This is a genomic window from Gordonia insulae (assembly GCF_003855095.1).
Taxonomy (GTDB): domain Bacteria; phylum Actinomycetota; class Actinomycetes; order Mycobacteriales; family Mycobacteriaceae; genus Gordonia; species Gordonia insulae.
Map to the genome: position 1 here is coordinate 1,799,211 of NZ_CP033972.1, position 17,191 is coordinate 1,816,401.

At 67.7% G+C, this 17,191-nt stretch carries 15 protein-coding genes and 1 pseudogene; 9 read left to right on the plus strand and 7 right to left on the minus strand.

Going from position 1 to position 17,191, the window contains the following annotated elements; genetic code table 11:
- Positions 1-198: 198 nt before the first annotated feature.
- From D7316_RS08110 to D7316_RS08120, 3 genes are all read left to right on the plus strand, one after another.
- A complete protein-coding gene (locus tag D7316_RS08110; protein ID WP_124707834.1) occupies positions 199-1,614 on the plus strand; it encodes an alpha/beta hydrolase family protein in 1,416 nt (471 codons plus the stop codon).
- Positions 1,615-1,884: 270 nt separating this feature from the next.
- Positions 1,885-3,309, plus strand: coding sequence for an alpha/beta hydrolase family protein (locus tag D7316_RS08115; protein WP_232016818.1), 1,425 nt, complete (start codon positions 1,885-1,887; stop codon positions 3,307-3,309).
- A gap of 63 nt (positions 3,310-3,372) precedes the next feature.
- On the plus strand, positions 3,373-3,582 hold the full coding sequence (locus tag D7316_RS08120; RefSeq protein WP_124707835.1) for a hypothetical protein: 210 nt from the start codon (positions 3,373-3,375) through the stop codon (positions 3,580-3,582).
- Here the strand turns inward: D7316_RS08120 and D7316_RS08125 are convergent.
- Positions 3,579-4,490 carry an alpha/beta hydrolase gene (locus tag D7316_RS08125; RefSeq protein WP_124707836.1) on the minus strand — a complete coding sequence of 304 codons (912 nt, stop codon included), beginning with the start codon at positions 4,488-4,490 and terminating at the stop codon, positions 3,579-3,581. The two genes, D7316_RS08120 and D7316_RS08125, sit on opposite strands and share 4 nt — an antisense overlap.
- 73 nt (positions 4,491-4,563) lie before the next feature.
- On the opposite strand from D7316_RS08125, the gene D7316_RS08130 reads away from it, so the two are divergent.
- On the plus strand, positions 4,564-5,724 hold the full coding sequence (locus tag D7316_RS08130) for an MFS transporter (protein WP_124707837.1): 1,161 nt from the start codon (positions 4,564-4,566) through the stop codon (positions 5,722-5,724).
- A 5-nt stretch (positions 5,725-5,729) separates the two neighbouring features.
- Here the strand turns inward: D7316_RS08130 and D7316_RS08135 are convergent, their stop codons facing one another.
- The gene (locus D7316_RS08135; RefSeq protein WP_124707838.1) at positions 5,730-6,896 is read right to left on the minus strand and encodes a TDT family transporter; all 1,167 of its coding nucleotides are present in this window, start codon (positions 6,894-6,896) and stop codon (positions 5,730-5,732) included.
- Between the two features lie 90 nt (positions 6,897-6,986).
- Complete coding sequence (locus D7316_RS08140; RefSeq protein WP_124707839.1) at positions 6,987-7,307, minus strand: putative quinol monooxygenase; 321 nt, start codon at positions 7,305-7,307, stop codon at positions 6,987-6,989.
- A 157-nt stretch (positions 7,308-7,464) separates the two neighbouring features.
- Here D7316_RS08140 and D7316_RS08145 point away from each other — a divergent pair, with 157 nt between their 5' ends.
- Positions 7,465-8,889 carry an aldehyde dehydrogenase family protein gene (locus D7316_RS08145; protein ID WP_124707840.1) on the plus strand — a complete coding sequence of 475 codons (1,425 nt, stop codon included), beginning with the start codon at positions 7,465-7,467 and terminating at the stop codon, positions 8,887-8,889.
- A 165-nt stretch (positions 8,890-9,054) separates the two neighbouring features.
- Here the strand turns inward: D7316_RS08145 and D7316_RS08150 are convergent, their stop codons facing one another.
- Positions 9,055-10,464, minus strand: coding sequence for a carotenoid oxygenase family protein (locus tag D7316_RS08150; RefSeq protein ID WP_124707841.1), 1,410 nt, complete (start codon positions 10,462-10,464; stop codon positions 9,055-9,057).
- 134 nt (positions 10,465-10,598) lie between these two features.
- Positions 10,599-11,801, minus strand: coding sequence for a lipase family protein (locus D7316_RS08155; protein WP_232016819.1), 1,203 nt, complete (start codon positions 11,799-11,801; stop codon positions 10,599-10,601).
- A 261-nt stretch (positions 11,802-12,062) separates the two neighbouring features.
- Between D7316_RS08155 and D7316_RS08160 the strand changes: the two genes are divergently transcribed.
- Positions 12,063-13,589 carry an alpha/beta hydrolase gene (locus D7316_RS08160; RefSeq protein WP_124707842.1) on the plus strand — a complete coding sequence of 509 codons (1,527 nt, stop codon included), beginning with the start codon at positions 12,063-12,065 and terminating at the stop codon, positions 13,587-13,589.
- A 39-nt stretch (positions 13,590-13,628) separates the two neighbouring features.
- Here the strand turns inward: D7316_RS08160 and D7316_RS08165 are convergent, their stop codons facing one another.
- Together D7316_RS08165 and D7316_RS08170 are read right to left on the minus strand one after the other, a co-directional pair.
- Complete coding sequence (locus tag D7316_RS08165; protein ID WP_124707843.1) at positions 13,629-14,486, minus strand: alpha/beta hydrolase; 858 nt, start codon at positions 14,484-14,486, stop codon at positions 13,629-13,631.
- Positions 14,487-14,507: 21 nt separating this feature from the next.
- Positions 14,508-14,915, minus strand: coding sequence for a hypothetical protein (locus D7316_RS08170; RefSeq protein ID WP_124707844.1), 408 nt, complete (start codon positions 14,913-14,915; stop codon positions 14,508-14,510).
- A gap of 104 nt (positions 14,916-15,019) precedes the next feature.
- Here D7316_RS08170 and D7316_RS08175 point away from each other — a divergent pair, with 104 nt between their 5' ends.
- The 3 genes and pseudogenes from D7316_RS08175 to D7316_RS08185 all read left to right on the plus strand — a co-directional run bounded on the left by D7316_RS08175 (position 15,020) and on the right by D7316_RS08185 (position 17,191).
- Positions 15,020-15,991 (plus strand): pirin family protein, encoded by a 972-nt coding sequence (locus D7316_RS08175; protein ID WP_124707845.1) that lies wholly within the window; start codon positions 15,020-15,022, stop codon positions 15,989-15,991.
- The gene (locus D7316_RS08180; protein WP_124707846.1) at positions 15,988-16,461 is read left to right on the plus strand and encodes a MarR family winged helix-turn-helix transcriptional regulator; all 474 of its coding nucleotides are present in this window, start codon (positions 15,988-15,990) and stop codon (positions 16,459-16,461) included. Before D7316_RS08175 ends, D7316_RS08180 begins: the two co-directional genes overlap by 4 nt.
- Positions 16,458-17,191: pseudogene (locus tag D7316_RS08185) on the plus strand (pirin family protein). Before D7316_RS08180 ends, D7316_RS08185 begins: the two are co-directional and overlap by 4 nt.

Below are 17,191 nucleotides of genomic sequence, written 5' to 3' on the forward strand. Positions count from 1 at the left end.
CGATCGACCCGGTGTCGGTCTCGATTCCGCGAAGGAGATGCCGTGGCCCGCACCAGAGTCGGTCGACATCGGAGGGACGACTCGAGGCGTTCGCATCGTCGAGCGATACCGTGGGCACTCACCGCGACCTCGGCGGCGGTCTGCACGGTGTGCATCGGGTTGGTCGCTCCGGCAGCGACGGCATCTGCCGATCCACACATGCCGTCGTTCATCGACACGATGATCGGCGACGGCACCATTTACGACGGGACCCGCGCCGACAACCTCCGGGACATGTTCCCCGACATCCCGACCACCACCGTCATGGTGGTCACGCCCGGAACCGATGACCTGCTGCTGTTCCCCCGAAACGACCTGATCGTCGGTTGCCGACCGACGTACGTCGTCAACTACCCTCAGTCGATCTGGCCGATCATCTCGGGCCGATCGGGACGACTGTCCATCTTCTCCCCTGGCTATGACGACTCCAAAGACGTTGCCGTCGAGCTGAATCTGCGCATCATGGCGGCGTTCGCCGGCCTGGGCCAGGATCGACCGCCGGCCTTCTACACCGGGTTCTCGCAAGGAGCGGATGCGCTCGGGGACGCCCTGGCCCGCGGGGTCGCCGACGGCGTCCTCGACCCCGGCACCACGCGCGCGATCCTGGTGTCGGACCCTCGCGGCCCGTGGGGATTCAAGTCGTGGATTCCCGACATGCCTTTCCTGTCACAGTTCTTCGGCGCGATCGGCGCCGATCCGAACGGCGCCAGAGACCCGGCCGCCACCGGCGACATCGACGTCACGTCGGTGGTCATCGTCGGCGATCCGGTCGCCGACTTCCAGTGGGTCTGGAATCGCCCGTTCGCATCCCTGGCCGTCAACGGTGCCGGATTTCTCGCGATCCACACCGGCCTCGGCAGCCAGACCTACGCCGACCTCGACGAACTCGGCGATCCGACGACCTACCGGAGCGGCAACACGACCTACGAGATCTATGACGCGCATCATCCGCTGACCCTGCTGCAACAGATGGTGCACGACGGCCTCAGGATCCCCTACACCGCCGACGATCTCGACACCTGGGATCAGGCCGCCGAGGAGTTCTACCCGATCCGGCGACCGACCCCGGAGAACGCCGCGATACCGGTGGCCCCCGCACCGTCGATCCGTCACTCGCAGGGCGAACCCCGCTCACCCGGCTACCACGTCACGATCCCGTCCTCCGTCGCGACAGGCGAGAAGACATCGACCACACCGTCCCCGGAGTCCCCGGCGTCCCCCGCCTCAGCAGCGACCACGAGCCACACCGAAACACCCCCGCCCGAGTCGACGACCGCGACGCCGACCGCAGATGATTCGACCACCGGCGATGATTCGACCACCGGATACTCGACCGGCCGTGTGCCGAACACGGATACGGCTGACGCCGAGACCCCCGACCGCGAGTCCCCTGACCCCGATACTTCCAGCCCCGATACTTCCGGCCACGAGGTGGGGAACGACGCGGAGCGCGCCGACACCACCGAGCCTGGCGACCGCGGCGACAACGGCGACAACGGCGACAACGAATCATCCGCCGACAGCGGGTCGTCGTCGAACGACGATTCCGGGTCCGGCCCCAGCGCCGACAACTGACCGTTCCTGCAGACCGGCACAGCCGTGTTCGGCCACCGTGCACAGAATTAGTCTTTATGGACTATCGATCCGTGATAGCAAAGCGGGCTACGGTGTCCATGCCTGACTCCGACGACGACACTTCCCGGGCGTCGATCGGCACAGGACAAGGAGGACGCGGTGGCCACGTACAGCGGCAGGCATCGGGCGGATGGTCGACGTCCGGTTGTCGAGAGCCGAAGGCGTGCAACGCTGTTGGCCGCAGCATCAGCGAGTGCATGTGCCCTGTGCATGGGGTCCGTTGCCCCGTCCGCGCTGGCATCCACCGGGTCCGCTGCCGCGGTCGGCGGTCTCATCGCCGATGGGACCGTGTCGGACGCGACGTATCCCGACAACCCGCGCGACATGTTCGGCACCCTGCATCCGGACACGATCGTGGTGGTCACGCCCGGTACCGACGACCTGACCCTGCTCCCCCGCAACCACGCCTTCATGGGCAAGCGGCAGACGCTGATCATCAACTACCCGCAGTCCTTCTGGCCGATCATCGCGGGACAATCCGGCTCCCAACCGTTCCTCTCGCCGACGTACGATGACTCCAAGGCCACGGCGATCAGCCAGAACATCCGGGTGATGCGGGCATTCTCGGATCTGTCGGGCGACCGCCCCTTCGTCATCTACACCGGGTACTCCCAAGGCGCGGACGCCCTCGGCGATGCCGCCGAGAAGGCGGCCGACGAAGGACTGCTCGACCCCGCGAGCACCAAGATCGTGCTGGCGTCCGATCCACGCAGCCCCTGGGGCATCAAGTCGTGGCTGACCGGCATGCCGTTGCTGCCCCAGGCGGCGGGTGTCATCGGCATCGACTCGAATGGTGCGCGCGACCCCGCCGCGACCGGCGAGGTCGATGTGGTGTCGGTGATCGTCGTCGGAGATCCGGTCGCCAATTTCCAGTGGATCTGGTACCGCCCGATCTCTTCGCTGATCGTCAACGGCGCGGGCTTCCTCACCATTCACTCCGGCAACGGCAGTCAGTCCTACGCCAACCTCTACGACCTGGGTGATCCGACGATCCTCGTGAGTGCCGAGGGCAACTCGACCTACGTGGTCTACGACGCCCACCATCCGTTGACGCTTCTGCTGCAACTCATCCACGACGAGCTCGGGATCGGGTACACCTCAGACGATGTCCGGCAATGGGACCGGGCGGCCGAGGCGTTCTACCCGATCCAGGCGCCCGCCGTCGCGTCCGCGGCGGTACCGGTGCACGCGGCCCCGTCCACCCCGGCACCCGCGCCGTACAGCGTGACGATGCCGTCGGCGACGGCGACCGGACATGACACCGGCGCCCGGGCCTCGACACCGCAGGTGACGGAGACCTCGGATCCCGAGACCCACAGCTCGGCACCGACACCCACAGCACCGGATTCGACCGCACCACCTGTCGGCGACGGGTGGTCGCCGGCCGAAGCGGCGCCATCCGATGACGGCGCGTCCGACGGATCGGCGGCCCCTGACACAACGGCGCCTGATTCGTCCCCGTCTGATTCGTCATCCCCCGAATCGACATCGACGAGCGAATCCACCGACGACGACTCCACGGGCGAGACCGCGGACGCCGACGGTGGCTCGGACGGGCCCAGCGGCGATTCCGCCGATTCAGACGCTGATGCAGCAACATCCGGCAGCGAGTCGTCGAGCGACGCCGACAGCTGACCCGCGATCTGCCCGCCCCAAGGTGCCGTCGGCGCCTCTGTGCAGTCGTGATCTACTCGACTCATGACCACGAACCTGGCCATGGCCGATGCGAATGCAGCCGCCCTCACGCTCGGCATCGCCGTCTACGCCGCGGCCATCCTCATCGGCATCGGTGTCGGCATCAACGCCCTCACTCACCACCGCAGGAATCGGGCGATCGGGGCGTTCGCGGTGGTCGGCGTCCTGACCGTCGCGGGGGTGGTCATCGCGGTCGCCAGCAGTATCAGCTAGCTCTGCGCCTCGAAGGACGCCCTCAGCGCGGCGGTCTGCAGGCGGAAGAACTCCCGGGACACCGGCGCTGTCGGGTTCACCAGGTCGAATCCGTGGAAAGCTCCCGGGATCGTCTCGATCTCGCAGGAGATACCCGCGTCCCGAAGTCGCTGCGCGTACGCCAGATCCTCGTCGTGGAACAGGTCCAGCGTGCCGACACCGATCCAGGCCGGCGCGAGTCCGGACAGGTCGTCGCATCGCGCCGGTACCACGTCGGCGGGGTCGGCGGCGCCGAGGTAGCCGGCCCATCCGTAGCGGTTGGACGTGCTGCTCCACATCCGCAGGCTGTCCTCCATGCTCGATGCACCGTCGGCGCCCGTGCGGTCGTCGAGCATCGGATAGACGAGCAACTGGAGTACCGGCGTCGGTTCGCCGTTGTCCCGAATCCGCAGGGCGAGTTGCGCGGCGAGCCCGCCGCCGGCGCTGGCTCCGCCGATCGCGATGCGCGAGTGGTCCACCCCGTCCAGTTCGCGCACCAGCGCCACGGCAGCATGGCAATCGTCGAGTGCCGCCGGGAACGGGTGGTCGGGAGCGAGTCGGTAGTCGACTGACACCACAACTGCACCCGCATTACGGCTGAACCGCCGACAGAGCGCGTCGTCCTGCTGGGCCTTGCCGATCAGGTAGCCACCGCCGTGCATCCACACCAGGGCGGGTGCGTCACCGGCGACGTTGTCGGGCCGGAAGATCCGGACGGCACCACCCGTCGACAGCGATCGCACCTCGACATCGGCGGCGCGCTGTACCCGTGCCATACCGTTCTGGACCAGCCGGATGACCGGGAGGGTCCGCGGGCCGACGACTGAGCGCGGTAGGAACCGCGCAGTGCGGGCCAGATCCGGGTGGAACCCGTGTTCGTCGACGGTCATCGATGACGCCTCCCTGCTGCCGACCGATCCTCGGTACGTTGCGCCAACCCTATAACCGGCAGAATCACATCCGATGACCACCGCCGCTACCGCCCCCAGACGTTTCGCGCTGCCCGCCGTCCTGATGGTGCTGTTCACCACGGGCTGGGGTGCCAATCATTTCGCTTCGATGATCCCCGTGCTCAAGGCCGACGAAGGACTGTCCGCGACCGTCCTCGACGGCGCATTCGGCATCTACGCACTCGGGCTGCTGCCCGGACTGTTCGGCGGCGGCACGCTGTCCGATCGGGTCGGGCGCCGACCGGTCGTCCTGACCGGCGCGGTCCTGGCCGGTCTCGGCAACCTGATGATGATCGTCTGGCACGACCAGGCCGGGGTGCTCATCGGCCGACTCGTGGTGGGACTCGGCGCCGGGCTGACGATCAGCGCCGGCACCGCGTGGGCGGCCGACCTCCGGGGCCGGTCGGGGGCGACGCTCGCCGGTGCCCTGCTGACAACGGGTTTCGCGCTCGGCCCGGTCATCACGGGGGTGCTTGCCGAGTTCGCCCCGCACCGCCTGGAGGTGCCGTTCGCGGTGAGCGGTGTGGTGTCGCTGCTCGTCGCCGCGGCCGCACTGGCGTTGACGCCGGCCGTCGATCCCGACCACACCGCGGGCACGTCCGACATCACCGACATCGGCGAGCGGTCGGTGGGGCTGGCACTGTCGTGGTCGGTGCCGATGGCGCTATGGGTGTTCTCCTCGGTGACCGTGGCCGTGGTGGTGATGGCGGCCCGGATCAGTGATCGCTTCGACGGTGCATGGGTGCCTGGCGTGGCGGCCGCGCTGAGTCTCGGCTCCGGCGTGCTGATCCAGTTCGTGGTGCGCCGCGCCCACACGGGGCAGATGACCGGTGTCGTCGGCGCCGCGCTGGCGGCCGTGGGCTTCGTCCTGGCCGCGGTCGCCGGCGCCCACCCGACGATGCTGCTGTTCGTGGTGACGTCCGTCGTGCTGGGCCTCGCCTATGGGCTGTGTCTGCGGGACGGTCTGATGGACGTCGAGGCGATGACCCCGCGCCACCACCGCGGCGCGGTCACCGGGATCTTCTATGTCGCCTGCTATCTCGGTTTCGGGCTGCCGGTGCTGATCACCACGATCACGCCGTCGGTCGGCATCGTCGCGCCGATGGTCGTACTCGCGGTCGCCGCCGGCGTCGCGTCGGCGGGACGCGCGCTGCGTATTCGCCGTCGCGGCTGAGAAGGCTACGCCGCGAGGAAGGCGCGGCCGGTGAATGCTGCGTGTGCGGTGCGGGTCGCGACGATCACCCAGGCGGTGAGGAGTACGACGTAGAGCACCTCGGAGGCATCCTGGATCGGGCCGGCGCCGAGGGCGAGACCCAACGCGCTCAGGCCGGTCACGCAGGTGCCCACCGGGAAGGTGAAGCTCCACCAGGTGAGGGCGAACGGCATACCCGCGCGGATCGACCGCACCGTGACCGCGGTCGCGAGTGCGAACATCGCCACACCGAAGCCGGCCATCGCCAAGCCGAAGATCATGCCGAAGATCTTGCACCCCAAAGCGATCGGCGCCTGATCGCCACTGAAAACCAGGTCTGCGTGCGCGCCCAGGAGGTTGGCTGCGGTGATCGACTGACCGATGATGCCGAGGGTGATCCAGATCGTCGGTGCGGACGTCGAGACCGGCACCCCGCCGTGCAGCAGTCGGGCATAGATCATGGCCAGCGTCATCATCCCGAACACGAGACTCATCCCGAACAGTGCGTAGCAGCCGGCCAGTAACGCGAGGCGTGCCTGACCTTCGGGCACGAACTCGATGAGGGCGGCACCGGTTGCGGCGGAGACCATCGGCGGCACGACCGGCATCAGCCAGGCCGGGAGCGCACGGACCTCGTGGCGTCGCTCCGCGGTCATCATCGAGAACGGCACCCACACGCACGTGACCAGGCCCGCAGCGGTTCCCAGGGCCCAGAGCGCGCCGCCGATCCACACCGCCGGGGTCTGCCCGATCAGCGGTGCGCCCAGGTGCAGGGTGCCGGCCCCGACGGTGAGCAGCGCCATCGGGATGGCGCCGTAGAACTGCGACATCACCGGGTGGGAGGCGTAGTCGCGGGCGTTCTGCGGGTGGCGGACCCAATGCGCGATGAAGCCTGCGGAGATGGTCGTCAGCATCAGGGCCGCGATCACCCACACGACGGTCGCGAACCCGACGAGCGCCGCCGAATGCAGTGGCAACGCCACCGCAGCATTCGCGACGATGCCCGTCCCCATCACCGCGCCGAACCAGTTCGGCGTCAGGTGCTCGACGACCTGCCCGCGTGAGTCGAGTGCTCCCAGAAAGCGCCGGCGCGCGGATCCGGCTCCTCGGGGAGACTCCGTCGGGCGAGCGGGGCGGTCGAGTGTTGCGGTCATGATTCAAGGGTCGGCGAGACCGAGGATCAGCGGAAGACGCCCCGACCTTGTGCAGCCACAAGAAATTGTTGTGGCATCAGCTCCGGGTTGTCAGTCGACCGCCATCTCGCCCAGCTGCGACCAGGCGTCCTGTTCGAGCGAGAAATTGATGATGTCCGGCGTCCGCTGGAGGTACTTCGGCAGCTCCGTCGTCGCCGTGGTGAAGTGCGCGCTGGTCACGTGCGCCTCGGCGGCATCGTCGTCGAAGGCCTCGACGAGGACGTAGACGTTCGGGTCCTCGAGGCTGCGCGACCACTCGAACCACTTGTTCCCCGGCTCGGCCCGGGTGGCCTCGGTGAAATCCTTCACGAGATCCGGCCACTCCTCGGCGAACTCGGGCTTGACCGGCCATTTTGCGACGATGAAGATCATGGCACCAGCCTAGTGATCGCCGGCCCGGACCCGACGGATTCCCCGTCTCAATTCGAGAATTCCATCTGACAACGAACGTTTCCTCAAAGGCTCGCCACCGAGTCCCGGAACGGGCATAGTGTGGTGTGGACAACACCGCGTCAAGACGGAGGAACACATGCGCGAGATCACGAAGTTCTACATCGACGGCCAGTGGGTGGAGCCCACCGAATTGAATCTGGTCGACGTGATCAACCCCGCCACCGAGAAGGCCGCCGGCCACGTCGCCCTCGGTACCGCAGCAGATGTCGACGCCGCCGTCGACGCAGCCCGCAAGGCGTTCACCACGTGGAGCCAGACCAGCGTCGAGGACCGGGTGAACATCCTGAACGCCGTCGTCGCCGAGTACCAGAAGCGGATGCCCGACCTCGCCGCAGCGGTCACCGAGGAGATGGGCGCTCCGAGTGGGCTGTCCAACAACGTCCAGGTGCCCATCGGATTGGCACATCTCATGACAGCGGCGGCACAGCTGCCCACCTTCACCTTCAGTGAGGATCGCGGGACGTCGCGCATCGTCAAGGAACCGATCGGCGTCTGCGGCTTCATCACGCCGTGGAACTGGCCGCTCAACCAGGTGATGGTCAAGGTCGCGCCGGCTCTGGCCACCGGCTGCACGATGGTTCTCAAGCCGTCCGAGATCGCACCTTTCAGCGCGGCCATCGTCGCCGAGATCTTCGACGCCGCAGGCGTTCCCGCAGGTGTGTTCAACCTGGTCAACGGTGACGGCCCGGGCGTCGGTGCGGCCATCTCGTCGCATCCCGGCATCGACATGGTGTCGTTCACCGGCAGCACCCGTGCCGGCATCGAGGTCGCCAAGAATGCCGCACCGACGGTGAAGCGCGTCTCGCAGGAGCTCGGCGGCAAGAGCCCGAACGTGATCCTCGACGACGAGGACTTCGCAGCCAACGTCGCGGGCGGCGTCGCCGCGGTCATGATGAACTCGGGGCAGTCCTGTAACGCACCGACCCGCATGCTGGTGCCCGCGGCCCGGCTCGCGGAGGCCGCCGAGGCGGCGAAGTCGGTGCAGGACACCCTGACCGTCGGCGACCCGAGTGGCGATGTGCGCCTGGGACCGGTGGTGTCGGAGGCACAGTTCGACAAGATCCAGGGACTCATCGAGCGGGCCGTCGGCGACGGCGCGAATGTGGTCTTCGGCGGAGCGGGCCGTCCCGATGACCTGCCGACCGGCTACTACGTGAAGCCCACGGTCTTCTCCGACGTCACCAACGACATGGAGATCGCCCGCACCGAGGTGTTCGGACCGGTGCTGGTGATGATCGGCTACGACTCGGTCGACAGCGCGGTCGAGATCGCCAACGACACCGAATACGGTCTCGCCGGCTATGTTTCGGGTAAGGACGTCGACGAGGTGCGCAAGGTCGGGTCCCGCATCCGAGCCGGCTCCATCTCGCTGAACGGCGCTCAGCTCGATCCCGTCGCACCATTCGGCGGCTACAAGCAGAGCGGCAACGGCCGCGAGTGGGGCGACTACGCCTTCGACGAGTTCCTCGAGGTGAAGTCGTTGCTGGGTTACGACGCCTGACCTGAGCCAGGGAAAAACGCCCCGGAAAACCGCCCGCCGTGGGGCCGTCGTCGACGATCTGTCGATGGCAGCCCCACGGCGGGCGCATTTCCGGGGCGCATTTCCGGGAGGACGGGCCCGGGCGCATTTCCGGGAGAACTTGCCGTAGCGGTTACCCTGCCGTCCTCACTGCGCGGGCAGCCAGGTTCCGTGCAGGCCGGCGGGCACGCGGATGGGCATCCGGACGGTGGCCAGCGGTCCCGCCGCCGGGTCGTCGGCGGCGAGCACATAGAAGTACGACGTCAGGTCCGCCGGGTCCGTCCCGAACGCGCCCCAGTAGTCCTGGTCGGCGCCCGGCATGTAGATCGGCTCGCCGATGGCAACATCGGAGCGCCAACAGGTTTCGCTTCCCGTGCCGAGGTCGTGGAACCACAGGCTCTCCCGTCCCCCGACATCGCCGTCGCTCCGGCCGACGGTGGCGATCCGGGAATGCGGGCGGGTCAGCATCCGGTCGTCGACCCTCGGGAACTCGACATCGGCTCCACCGCCGAGCGTGGTGCGGGTGATGGTCCCGCGCACGGGGTCCAGCACCGCGCGCACCAACGCCGATGTGGCCGGGGCGGATTCGCGGGCGAAGGCACCCGGGTACGTCCACTCCACGTAGTCGACGGTCACCGAGTCGGCATCCGGGTTGTCGAACGCGTTCGCGAAGTGCCACACCCACATCGGAACCGAGTCGATCCACCGGATGGCTCCCCCGTCACGCGGGACGAGCGCGATGCGGGTGCCACGGTCCGGCTGCCATTGCAGGAGGCCACCACCGGAGACCATGCCCTCGATGTCGAAGACCAACGGGCACAGGAAGAGAACCACGTACCGCGAGGTCAGCGCCATGTCGTGGATCATCAGTGGGACGTCGACGCCGTCGACCGGGGTCGGTGGTCGACGGACGAGTCCGTCCGATCCCAGCACCGACCAGGTGAGATAGGGCGCCTCGAACACGTAGTTGAAGATGACGAGCTCGCCGGTGGTCGGATCGATTTTCGGATGGGCGGTGGTCCCCGCCGGCATGGCGCCGCCGAAACTCTCGCGGCCGATCGTGGCGAGGTCGGTGCAGTCGATCCGGTACGGCTGGTCTGATTCGGCCATGGCCAGCAGCCGACCTGCGTGCGACACGATGTTGATGTCCGGCAGCTGCCGGAACGTGCCCGCGAGGTCGGGACCGACCTCGGCGGCCGGCGGCGTGTACCCGTCGGTGAGTCCCGACCAGATCGCGTGTCCGGCCGCCTCCTCGGCCACCACCATCGGGGTCCGGACGAATCGATTCCGGTAGTGCGCCTTTCCGTCGCCGAGCTGGAGCCGGTGGACCATGGCGTCGCCGTCGAGTGGGTAGACGTAGGAGCCGATCGGGTCGAACCGCGGATTGGGTCCGTTGCGCAGGTAGGCCCCGGTGAGGTCGGCCGGCAACTCGCCGACGATGTCGAGGTCGTCGATGTCGACCTCGTCCCGCTGGGGCGCGAACACCCCGGACAGGTGGGCATGGTGTGCCATGTCGATCGGCGCCGGTCGGGCCGGCGTGGGCGAGGTGGTGGTCATCGGTGGCTGCCTCTCGGGACGTTTCACGCGGGAGGTGCTCATCCCGCGCCGTGATCCCAGAATGCGCCTCCCTGTGCCCGCAGACATCCGCGTTCCGACGTAGATTCCTGTGCCACCCGACGCAGGCCCGCGGGTCAGCAGCCTCCGGTCGGCCGTCCCGCGAAGCGCTCGTTGAGGAAGATCGCCGCGTCCCGCTCGAACGGGATGAACGCCGTGCTGTGCGAATCACCGCCGTAGCGATGGAATTGCGTCGGCACTCCCTGCGCACAATACCGACGGGCCAGTCCCGCGACGTCGGCGGTGACCATCACTCCGTCACCGATCGAATCCTTTTGTCCCACACCGAGCATCATCGGCACGCGGGGTCGGCCCACCGAGCCCATGACGTTGCGGGCGATGGCTGCCCGGACCGACGGGACCTGCAGAAAGCCCCGGTAGGGCGCACGGACCATCTGGCCGTCGGTGAGACCTGGATAGTCAGCGGCGAAGTCGATGATGCACTGGTTGCTCACGGTGTTGACCAGCCTCAGCCCGTACGGGGACAGGAACGACGAGAGATCGAGGCCGTAGGCACGTTGATAGGCGACGACCAGTGCAGGCATCACCCCAGCCCAGTCCTTGCTACCGCTGATGTAGGGCAGGTTGTGCGCCAGGTTCACGGGGACCCCACCGGCCGCCGCGCCGACGATCGCGAGTTCCGGTGCGTACTTCGGTGCCAGTTCGGCGGCGAAACCGGTGGGCACCGACCCACCCGAGTAGCCGACCATCCCGACCGGAGTGGACCGTGGCACACGCAGCACCGACTCGGCGGCGCGGATCCCGTCGAGGGCGAGATGACCGGACTGTCGACCGATCGTCCACTCCTGTTGCTGTCCTTCGTAGTCCGGGACGACGACGGTGTAGCCGGCCGCGAGATACCCGCCGATCGCGATCTCCTCGAACTGCCCGGCCCGACTGGGCTTGTTGCCCTGCAGCGTGTAGGACGGGTCGCATTGTGGACCGAGCGCGTCGTAGGCCATGTGGAAGGAGACGATGCGCCCGTTGGCCGTCGCGGGCCGAAGTATCGTCGTCATCCCGGCAATCGGTGCGCCGAGGTCGTCGTTGCTGCGGTAGAGCACCTGGGTCGCGGTGACGGGGACCGTGACACCCGACGTCACGAACGCCACCGGCCGGGTCCGCAGGACCGCGCCCGGACGCGCAGCGGCGAGATCGGCACCCGGCCGATAGAACGGATCCGCACTCGGTAGCGGCGTCGCCTGCGCCACGGATGGCGTCGACACCACTCCGCAGATCAACGCGAAGGCCGCACCGACCACCAACAGACAACGTCGTATCACTGCGGTCTCCTGTTTTCTCGCGCCGCGTCGATCACAGCGTTCCGAAGGCAAACTTGCCACACACGCGCCGGGTTTGCCCGAGAACGGACGGGCGACCCGGCCGATCGACGAATCCGCCCACCTCACAGGGATTTCACAGGTGTCGTCGGAGGCCAGATCTGTAACAGCCGGCCCCCCTCCGACGACAGATCACACAGCACGGACGACTATGCGTCGGATGACCGTGCGTCGGGGGAAATCACGAATGACTTCAGGAGTCCTATGTCCACGCCACCGGAATCCCCGGATTCGAACTTGATCGCCGATGGATGGCAGGTGGCGCCCGACGCCGCCGACGTCACACCGGATCGGCCTGCGGGCCGCAGCGGTCGACGACGCCTTGCCGGTGTCGCCATCGTCGTGGCGCTGAGCCTCGGCCTGTTCGGCATCAGTTCGCTGATCTCCGGTGGCAACGAGGCGTCGGCGCTGACCGGCCACCCGGAGGTCCTGCGGAAGGGCTGCACCTGGGACAAGTCCGGCAACTACGTCCAGAACTGCAAGGTCTGGTCGCAGTCGCAGAACAAATACGTGATCGTCCAGATCCGCGCGTCGAGCGGCAGCGACAACGGCGTCTATCTGCTCGACGGCATGCGCGCCAGCGAGGAACGCTCCGCGTGGACCACCGACGTGCAGGCCGCGAAGGTCTATGACGCCAAGAGCGACACCACCTTGGTCATGCCGGTGGGTGGCGCGTCGTCGTTCTACACCGACTGGGATGCGGGCGCGGGTGACAAGAACACCACCATCAAGGAAGAGACTTTCCTCACCGACGAGCTACCCGACTATCTCGCCGAGAACTTCGGTGTGAGCAAGAACAACAACGCGATCATCGGTCTGTCGATGTCCGGTGGACCGGCCGTCACCCTCGCCGAGCGGCACCCCGAGCAGTTCAAGGTGGTGCAGGCGATGTCCGGGTACTACCAGACCGACAACCCGCTGGGCGCACTCGGCGTGTTCGGATCGCAGACGTTGGTGTCGAACTACACCAACGGCATCGTCAACATGTGGGGCCAGCCCGGCAGCCAGCGATGGACGGACAACGATCCGTCGAAGAACGTCAACAAGCTCAAGGAGAACGGCCAGACCCTGATCATCTCGTCGGGCAACGGATTCCTCACCCCGAGCGAGATGGCCAAACTGTCGCAGCAGGATCAGATCAGCGCGATGGCGCTGGAGATCCTCTCGGCGGTCTCCACGGTCCTCATGCAATTGCAGGCCGCCCAGTCCGGCGCATCGGTGATCTCGCTGCCCAACTACGGCGGGCACACCTGGGAGAACTGGGGACGCGGACTCGCCGACGGCAAGGATCACGTCCTGGAGGCGTTGCGGGCGACACCGCCGGTCACCGACAAGGTGCAGGTCGTCAACGCGTCGGGAAGCCCGGAACCCGAGGGCGCCGCCAAGGCCACCCAGGCGGCTCTGGTCGCCGCGAAGGCCTCACCGGCCTTGACGCCGGAGGTCCTGGCGGCGACGACCGAGGCATCCGAGTCGGCATCATCGTCGGTGTCATCGACGACGAGCACCGAGTCGAGCGAGGCGCCCACGTCTGCGGTCGACGCGATCCCGTCGACCGACGCCGGCACGAGCGTCCCCGCCGCGCCGACCGACGTGAGCGCAGATCCCGCGACGACCGCCCCGCAGACCTCGGAGGCACCGTCGGCCATCGAGACGCAGGTTCCCACGACGTCGTCGTCGACTGTTCCCGACCCGAGCGCGCCGGTCGCACCGACCACCACGCCCGCACCCTGAGATCACCGTCCGCGGCCGGCATCGGCCGCGGACGGCCGGTCAGGTGCGTTGCGTGTGCCCGGTCAGCCAGTCGGTCACCTCGGCGAGCACCTCATCCTGCTCGGGCTCGTTGAAGATCTCGTGGTACAGGCCCTGGTAGATCACCAACGTCTTGTCGGTGGAGCCGGCCAGCCGTTCCACCATCTCGCTCCCGGCGGGACTGGTGAGAGCGTCGGCGCTGCCGTGCATGACCAGCAGTGGTAGCCGTAGACCGGGCAGGCGGCGCGGAAACGACTGCATCGTGGACAGCATCGCGGCGCCGAGCACGGCCGGGATCTTGCCACGCGTGACCAGTGGGTCGGCGTCGTAGTCGGCCACCACCTGCGGATCGCGCGAGATGCTGGCGGAATTCAACGCGGTGGTCGGCAGGCCGGGTGCGACGCGGGCGAGCAGCGGTGCCAACTTGATCGCGATCGGCGACAGATCGTCGCCGGGCACGACGGCCGCACCGGACAGCACCAGGCCGCTCAGTCGATCCTGATGGTCGAGCGCATAGTCGAGAGCGATACAGCCGCCCATGCTGTGGCCGATCAGGAAGGTCGGCCGCGCCGGCGATTCGCCCGCCGTTTCGTCGTCGGAGACCTCGCCGACGATTCTGTCGAGGTCGTCGGTGAAGTCCGAGAATCGTTGCACACGTAGCCGTTTGCCGCCTGACCGACCGTGCCCCACGTGGTCGGGTACCGCGACCAGATAGCCTGCGTCGACCAGTCGTGCCACGACATGCCGATAGCGGCGACCGTGTTCGCCGAGGCCGTGCGCGATCACGACGCTCCCCCGGACATCGCCGTCGGGCCGGCTCACGTCATAGGTGATCGTCTCGCCGTGCCGGCCCTGAAATGACCGCTCTTCCACTGCCATACCCGTCATCATCGCCCCCGATCAGCTGAGTAGTCCGAGTCGCGAGGCGACGCTGCGGCCCGCGGACTCGATCGCGCCGAGCGGACGCATCGCGGCTTCCCCGATCCCGACGAGGATCTCCACCCGCCCCACCACTCGTTCGAGCCGGTCGACCACGTCGACCATCGCGACGACCGTCGAGTCGACCTGGTCCAGCGTTCCGGACAGCCGCGACAATGTGCTGTCGAGCGTGTCGATCGCACCGTCGAGGCCACCGATGGTCTTGTTCATGTCGACCAGCACGTCACCGAGGTCCACGAGGATGCTCTCGACCTGGTCCACCGTGACGTCGGCGTTCAGCGCCGCCTGCGCGAGCTTCTTGAATCGTTGCCGCTCCTGCGGTCGGTCGTCACTGCCGGTTCCCCGATTCCCGATATCTCTGTCCGCCATGTCCCGATTATCACCGGTCGGCGACCTCCACCGGGGAATACCGCCGAAGCGCCGTCGGTTGGATGCGGTATAGCTCAAAATTGAGCTACCGAGAGGAGCCCATCATGCCCGCTGTCTCCGCCGACACATTGACCCTGCCGCGGTTGCGCGCCGCCACACCCGACCAGACCGAACGGCCGGTGAAGTCGGTGACCACCGGCCCCCGCGGCTTCGAGGGCGAGGGATTTCCCGTGGTCCGGGCGTTCGCCGGCGTGTCGAGTGCCGACCTCGATCCGTTCGTCCACATGGATCAGATGGGTGAGGTCGACTATGAGCCCGGCGAGCCGAAGGGCACGTCGTGGCATCCGCATCGCGGGTTCGAGACCGTGACCTACATGATCGACGGTCGCTTCCAGCACCAGGATTCGACCGGTGGTGGCGGCCTGATCGAGAATGGGGCAACGCAATGGATGACCGCGGGCGCCGGCATCCTGCACATCGAGACGCCGCCCGCCGAACTCGTCGACTCCGGCGGCCTCTTCCACGGCATCCAGCTGTGGGTGAACCTGCCGGCCGCGGACAAGTTCATCACGCCCAAGTACCAGAACCTCGAGGGCGGCCAGGCCGCGCTGCTGACCACCGACGACGCCGGCGCGCTGATCCGCATCATCGCCGGAGAGGTCGAGGGTAACGCGGGTCCGGGGTCCACCCACACACCGATCACGTTCGCGCACGCCACCGTCACACCCGGCGCGCGGCTGTCGATGCCGTGGCGCCCGGACTTCAACGCACTGGTCTACGTGCTGTCGGGACGGGGCACGGTCGGCCCCGACGCCCGGCCTGTCCAGCAGGGACAACTCGTCGTGTTCGGCAAGGGCGATCGGATCACCGCGACCGCCGACGCCGGTCAGGACTCGAACCGTCCCGCACTGGAGTTGCTGGTTCTCGGTGGTCGGCCCATCCGCGAGCCGGTCTTCCAGTACGGACCGTTCGTGATGAACACCAAGCAGCAGCTCGTCGAGGCCATCGAGGACTTCAATGCCGGGCGGCTCGGGGTCATCCCGCCGGATGCGCTGATGCCGCATACGTCGCGGTGAGTCGAACCACCCCCGACCCGCGTCGCGACGCCTGGCAGGTCTTCATCGAGACCAGCGCTCGCCTTCAGACCGTCCTCGACGACGATCTGAGGGCGAGCGCCGGCATGTCTCTCGCGGACTACCAGGTGCTCATGCTGCTCCACGATGCCCCGGGACGTCGGCTACGGATGCGCGAACTCTCGGAACGGCTGGTGTTCTCGACGTCGAGGCTGTCGTACCAGATCGACACCCTCGTGCGCCGCGACTGGCTGTGCCGTGAGCGGGCCGACGAGGACCGCCGCGGGAGTTATGCGGTTCTCACCCCCGGCGGCACGGATGCGTTCCGAGCGGCGGCACGCGATCACGCCCGCTGCGTGAGCGCACTGTTCGTCGACGCCCTGACCGAGGAGGACGGTATGGCCTTGTCCGACATCATGTCCCGGCTGTCCGACCATCTCACTTCCGAACAGGCACACGGAGCGAGACGATGATTCGGATCATCCGGGCAGCCGAGCGAGACCACTGGCGCAATGAATGGCTCGACTCGCGACAGTCCTTCCCCGCCACCGGGAATTTCGATCTCGCCGCCAACGCCCACGGCGTCCTGATGGTCCACAACGACGATCGTGTGCAAGCAGGCGAAGGGCTCGACACCCACCAGCACCGCGACGCCGAGATCCTCACCTGGGTGGTGGACGGGACCCTGCGGCACCGGGATTCACACGGCAACACCGGAACCCTGGCGCCGGGCATGGTGCAGCGCATGACCGCGGGCCGCGGCATCCGACATGCGGAGGGCAACGCGTCGTCACGAGACGAGGATCAGCCCCTGCGGGTGATCCAGATGTGGGTGGCACCGGAGTTCTCCGGGCTCGAACCCGGTTATGCCGAAAAGATCTCACCACTGAACTCGAGCTCGGAACACTGGTCGTGATCGCCTCCGGCATGCCTCGCGACGTCGACGGCCCGGGGGTGTCCATCGCGAACAGCCATGCCGCGTTGCACGCGGCCCGGCTCACCGACAGCCGGTCGGTCACGTTGCCCGCCGCACCCTTCGGTCACCTGTTCGTGGTGCGCGGCACCGTCGAGCTGCCGGGCAGCGAGCGCCTCGCCGAGGGCGACGCCGTGCGACTGACCGACCACGGCGAGATCCCGGTGGCGGCAACCGGCGACGCCGAGATCCTCTTCTGGGAGATGCACACGTCATTCGGGCGGACCTGA

Bases quoted from the DNA above. Each gene is read 5' to 3' on its own strand.
- D7316_RS08110 (WP_124707834.1), top strand. From the start codon at position 199: ATGCCGTCGTTCATCGACACGATGATCGGCGACGGCACCATTTACGAC.
- D7316_RS08115 (WP_232016818.1), top strand. From the start codon at position 1,885: ATGGGGTCCGTTGCCCCGTCCGCGCTGGCATCCACCGGGTCCGCTGCC.
- D7316_RS08120 (WP_124707835.1), top strand. From the start codon at position 3,373: ATGACCACGAACCTGGCCATGGCCGATGCGAATGCAGCCGCCCTCACG.
- D7316_RS08125 (WP_124707836.1), bottom strand. From the start codon at position 4,490: ATGACCGTCGACGAACACGGGTTCCACCCGGATCTGGCCCGCACTGCG.
- D7316_RS08130 (WP_124707837.1), top strand. From the start codon at position 4,564: ATGACCACCGCCGCTACCGCCCCCAGACGTTTCGCGCTGCCCGCCGTC.
- D7316_RS08135 (WP_124707838.1), bottom strand. From the start codon at position 6,896: ATGACCGCAACACTCGACCGCCCCGCTCGCCCGACGGAGTCTCCCCGA.
- D7316_RS08140 (WP_124707839.1), bottom strand. From the start codon at position 7,307: ATGATCTTCATCGTCGCAAAATGGCCGGTCAAGCCCGAGTTCGCCGAG.
- D7316_RS08145 (WP_124707840.1), top strand. From the start codon at position 7,465: ATGCGCGAGATCACGAAGTTCTACATCGACGGCCAGTGGGTGGAGCCC.
- D7316_RS08150 (WP_124707841.1), bottom strand. From the start codon at position 10,464: ATGACCACCACCTCGCCCACGCCGGCCCGACCGGCGCCGATCGACATG.
- D7316_RS08160 (WP_124707842.1), top strand. From the start codon at position 12,063: ATGTCCACGCCACCGGAATCCCCGGATTCGAACTTGATCGCCGATGGA.
- D7316_RS08165 (WP_124707843.1), bottom strand. From the start codon at position 14,486: ATGGCAGTGGAAGAGCGGTCATTTCAGGGCCGGCACGGCGAGACGATC.
- D7316_RS08170 (WP_124707844.1), bottom strand. From the start codon at position 14,915: ATGGCGGACAGAGATATCGGGAATCGGGGAACCGGCAGTGACGACCGA.
- D7316_RS08175 (WP_124707845.1), top strand. From the start codon at position 15,020: ATGCCCGCTGTCTCCGCCGACACATTGACCCTGCCGCGGTTGCGCGCC.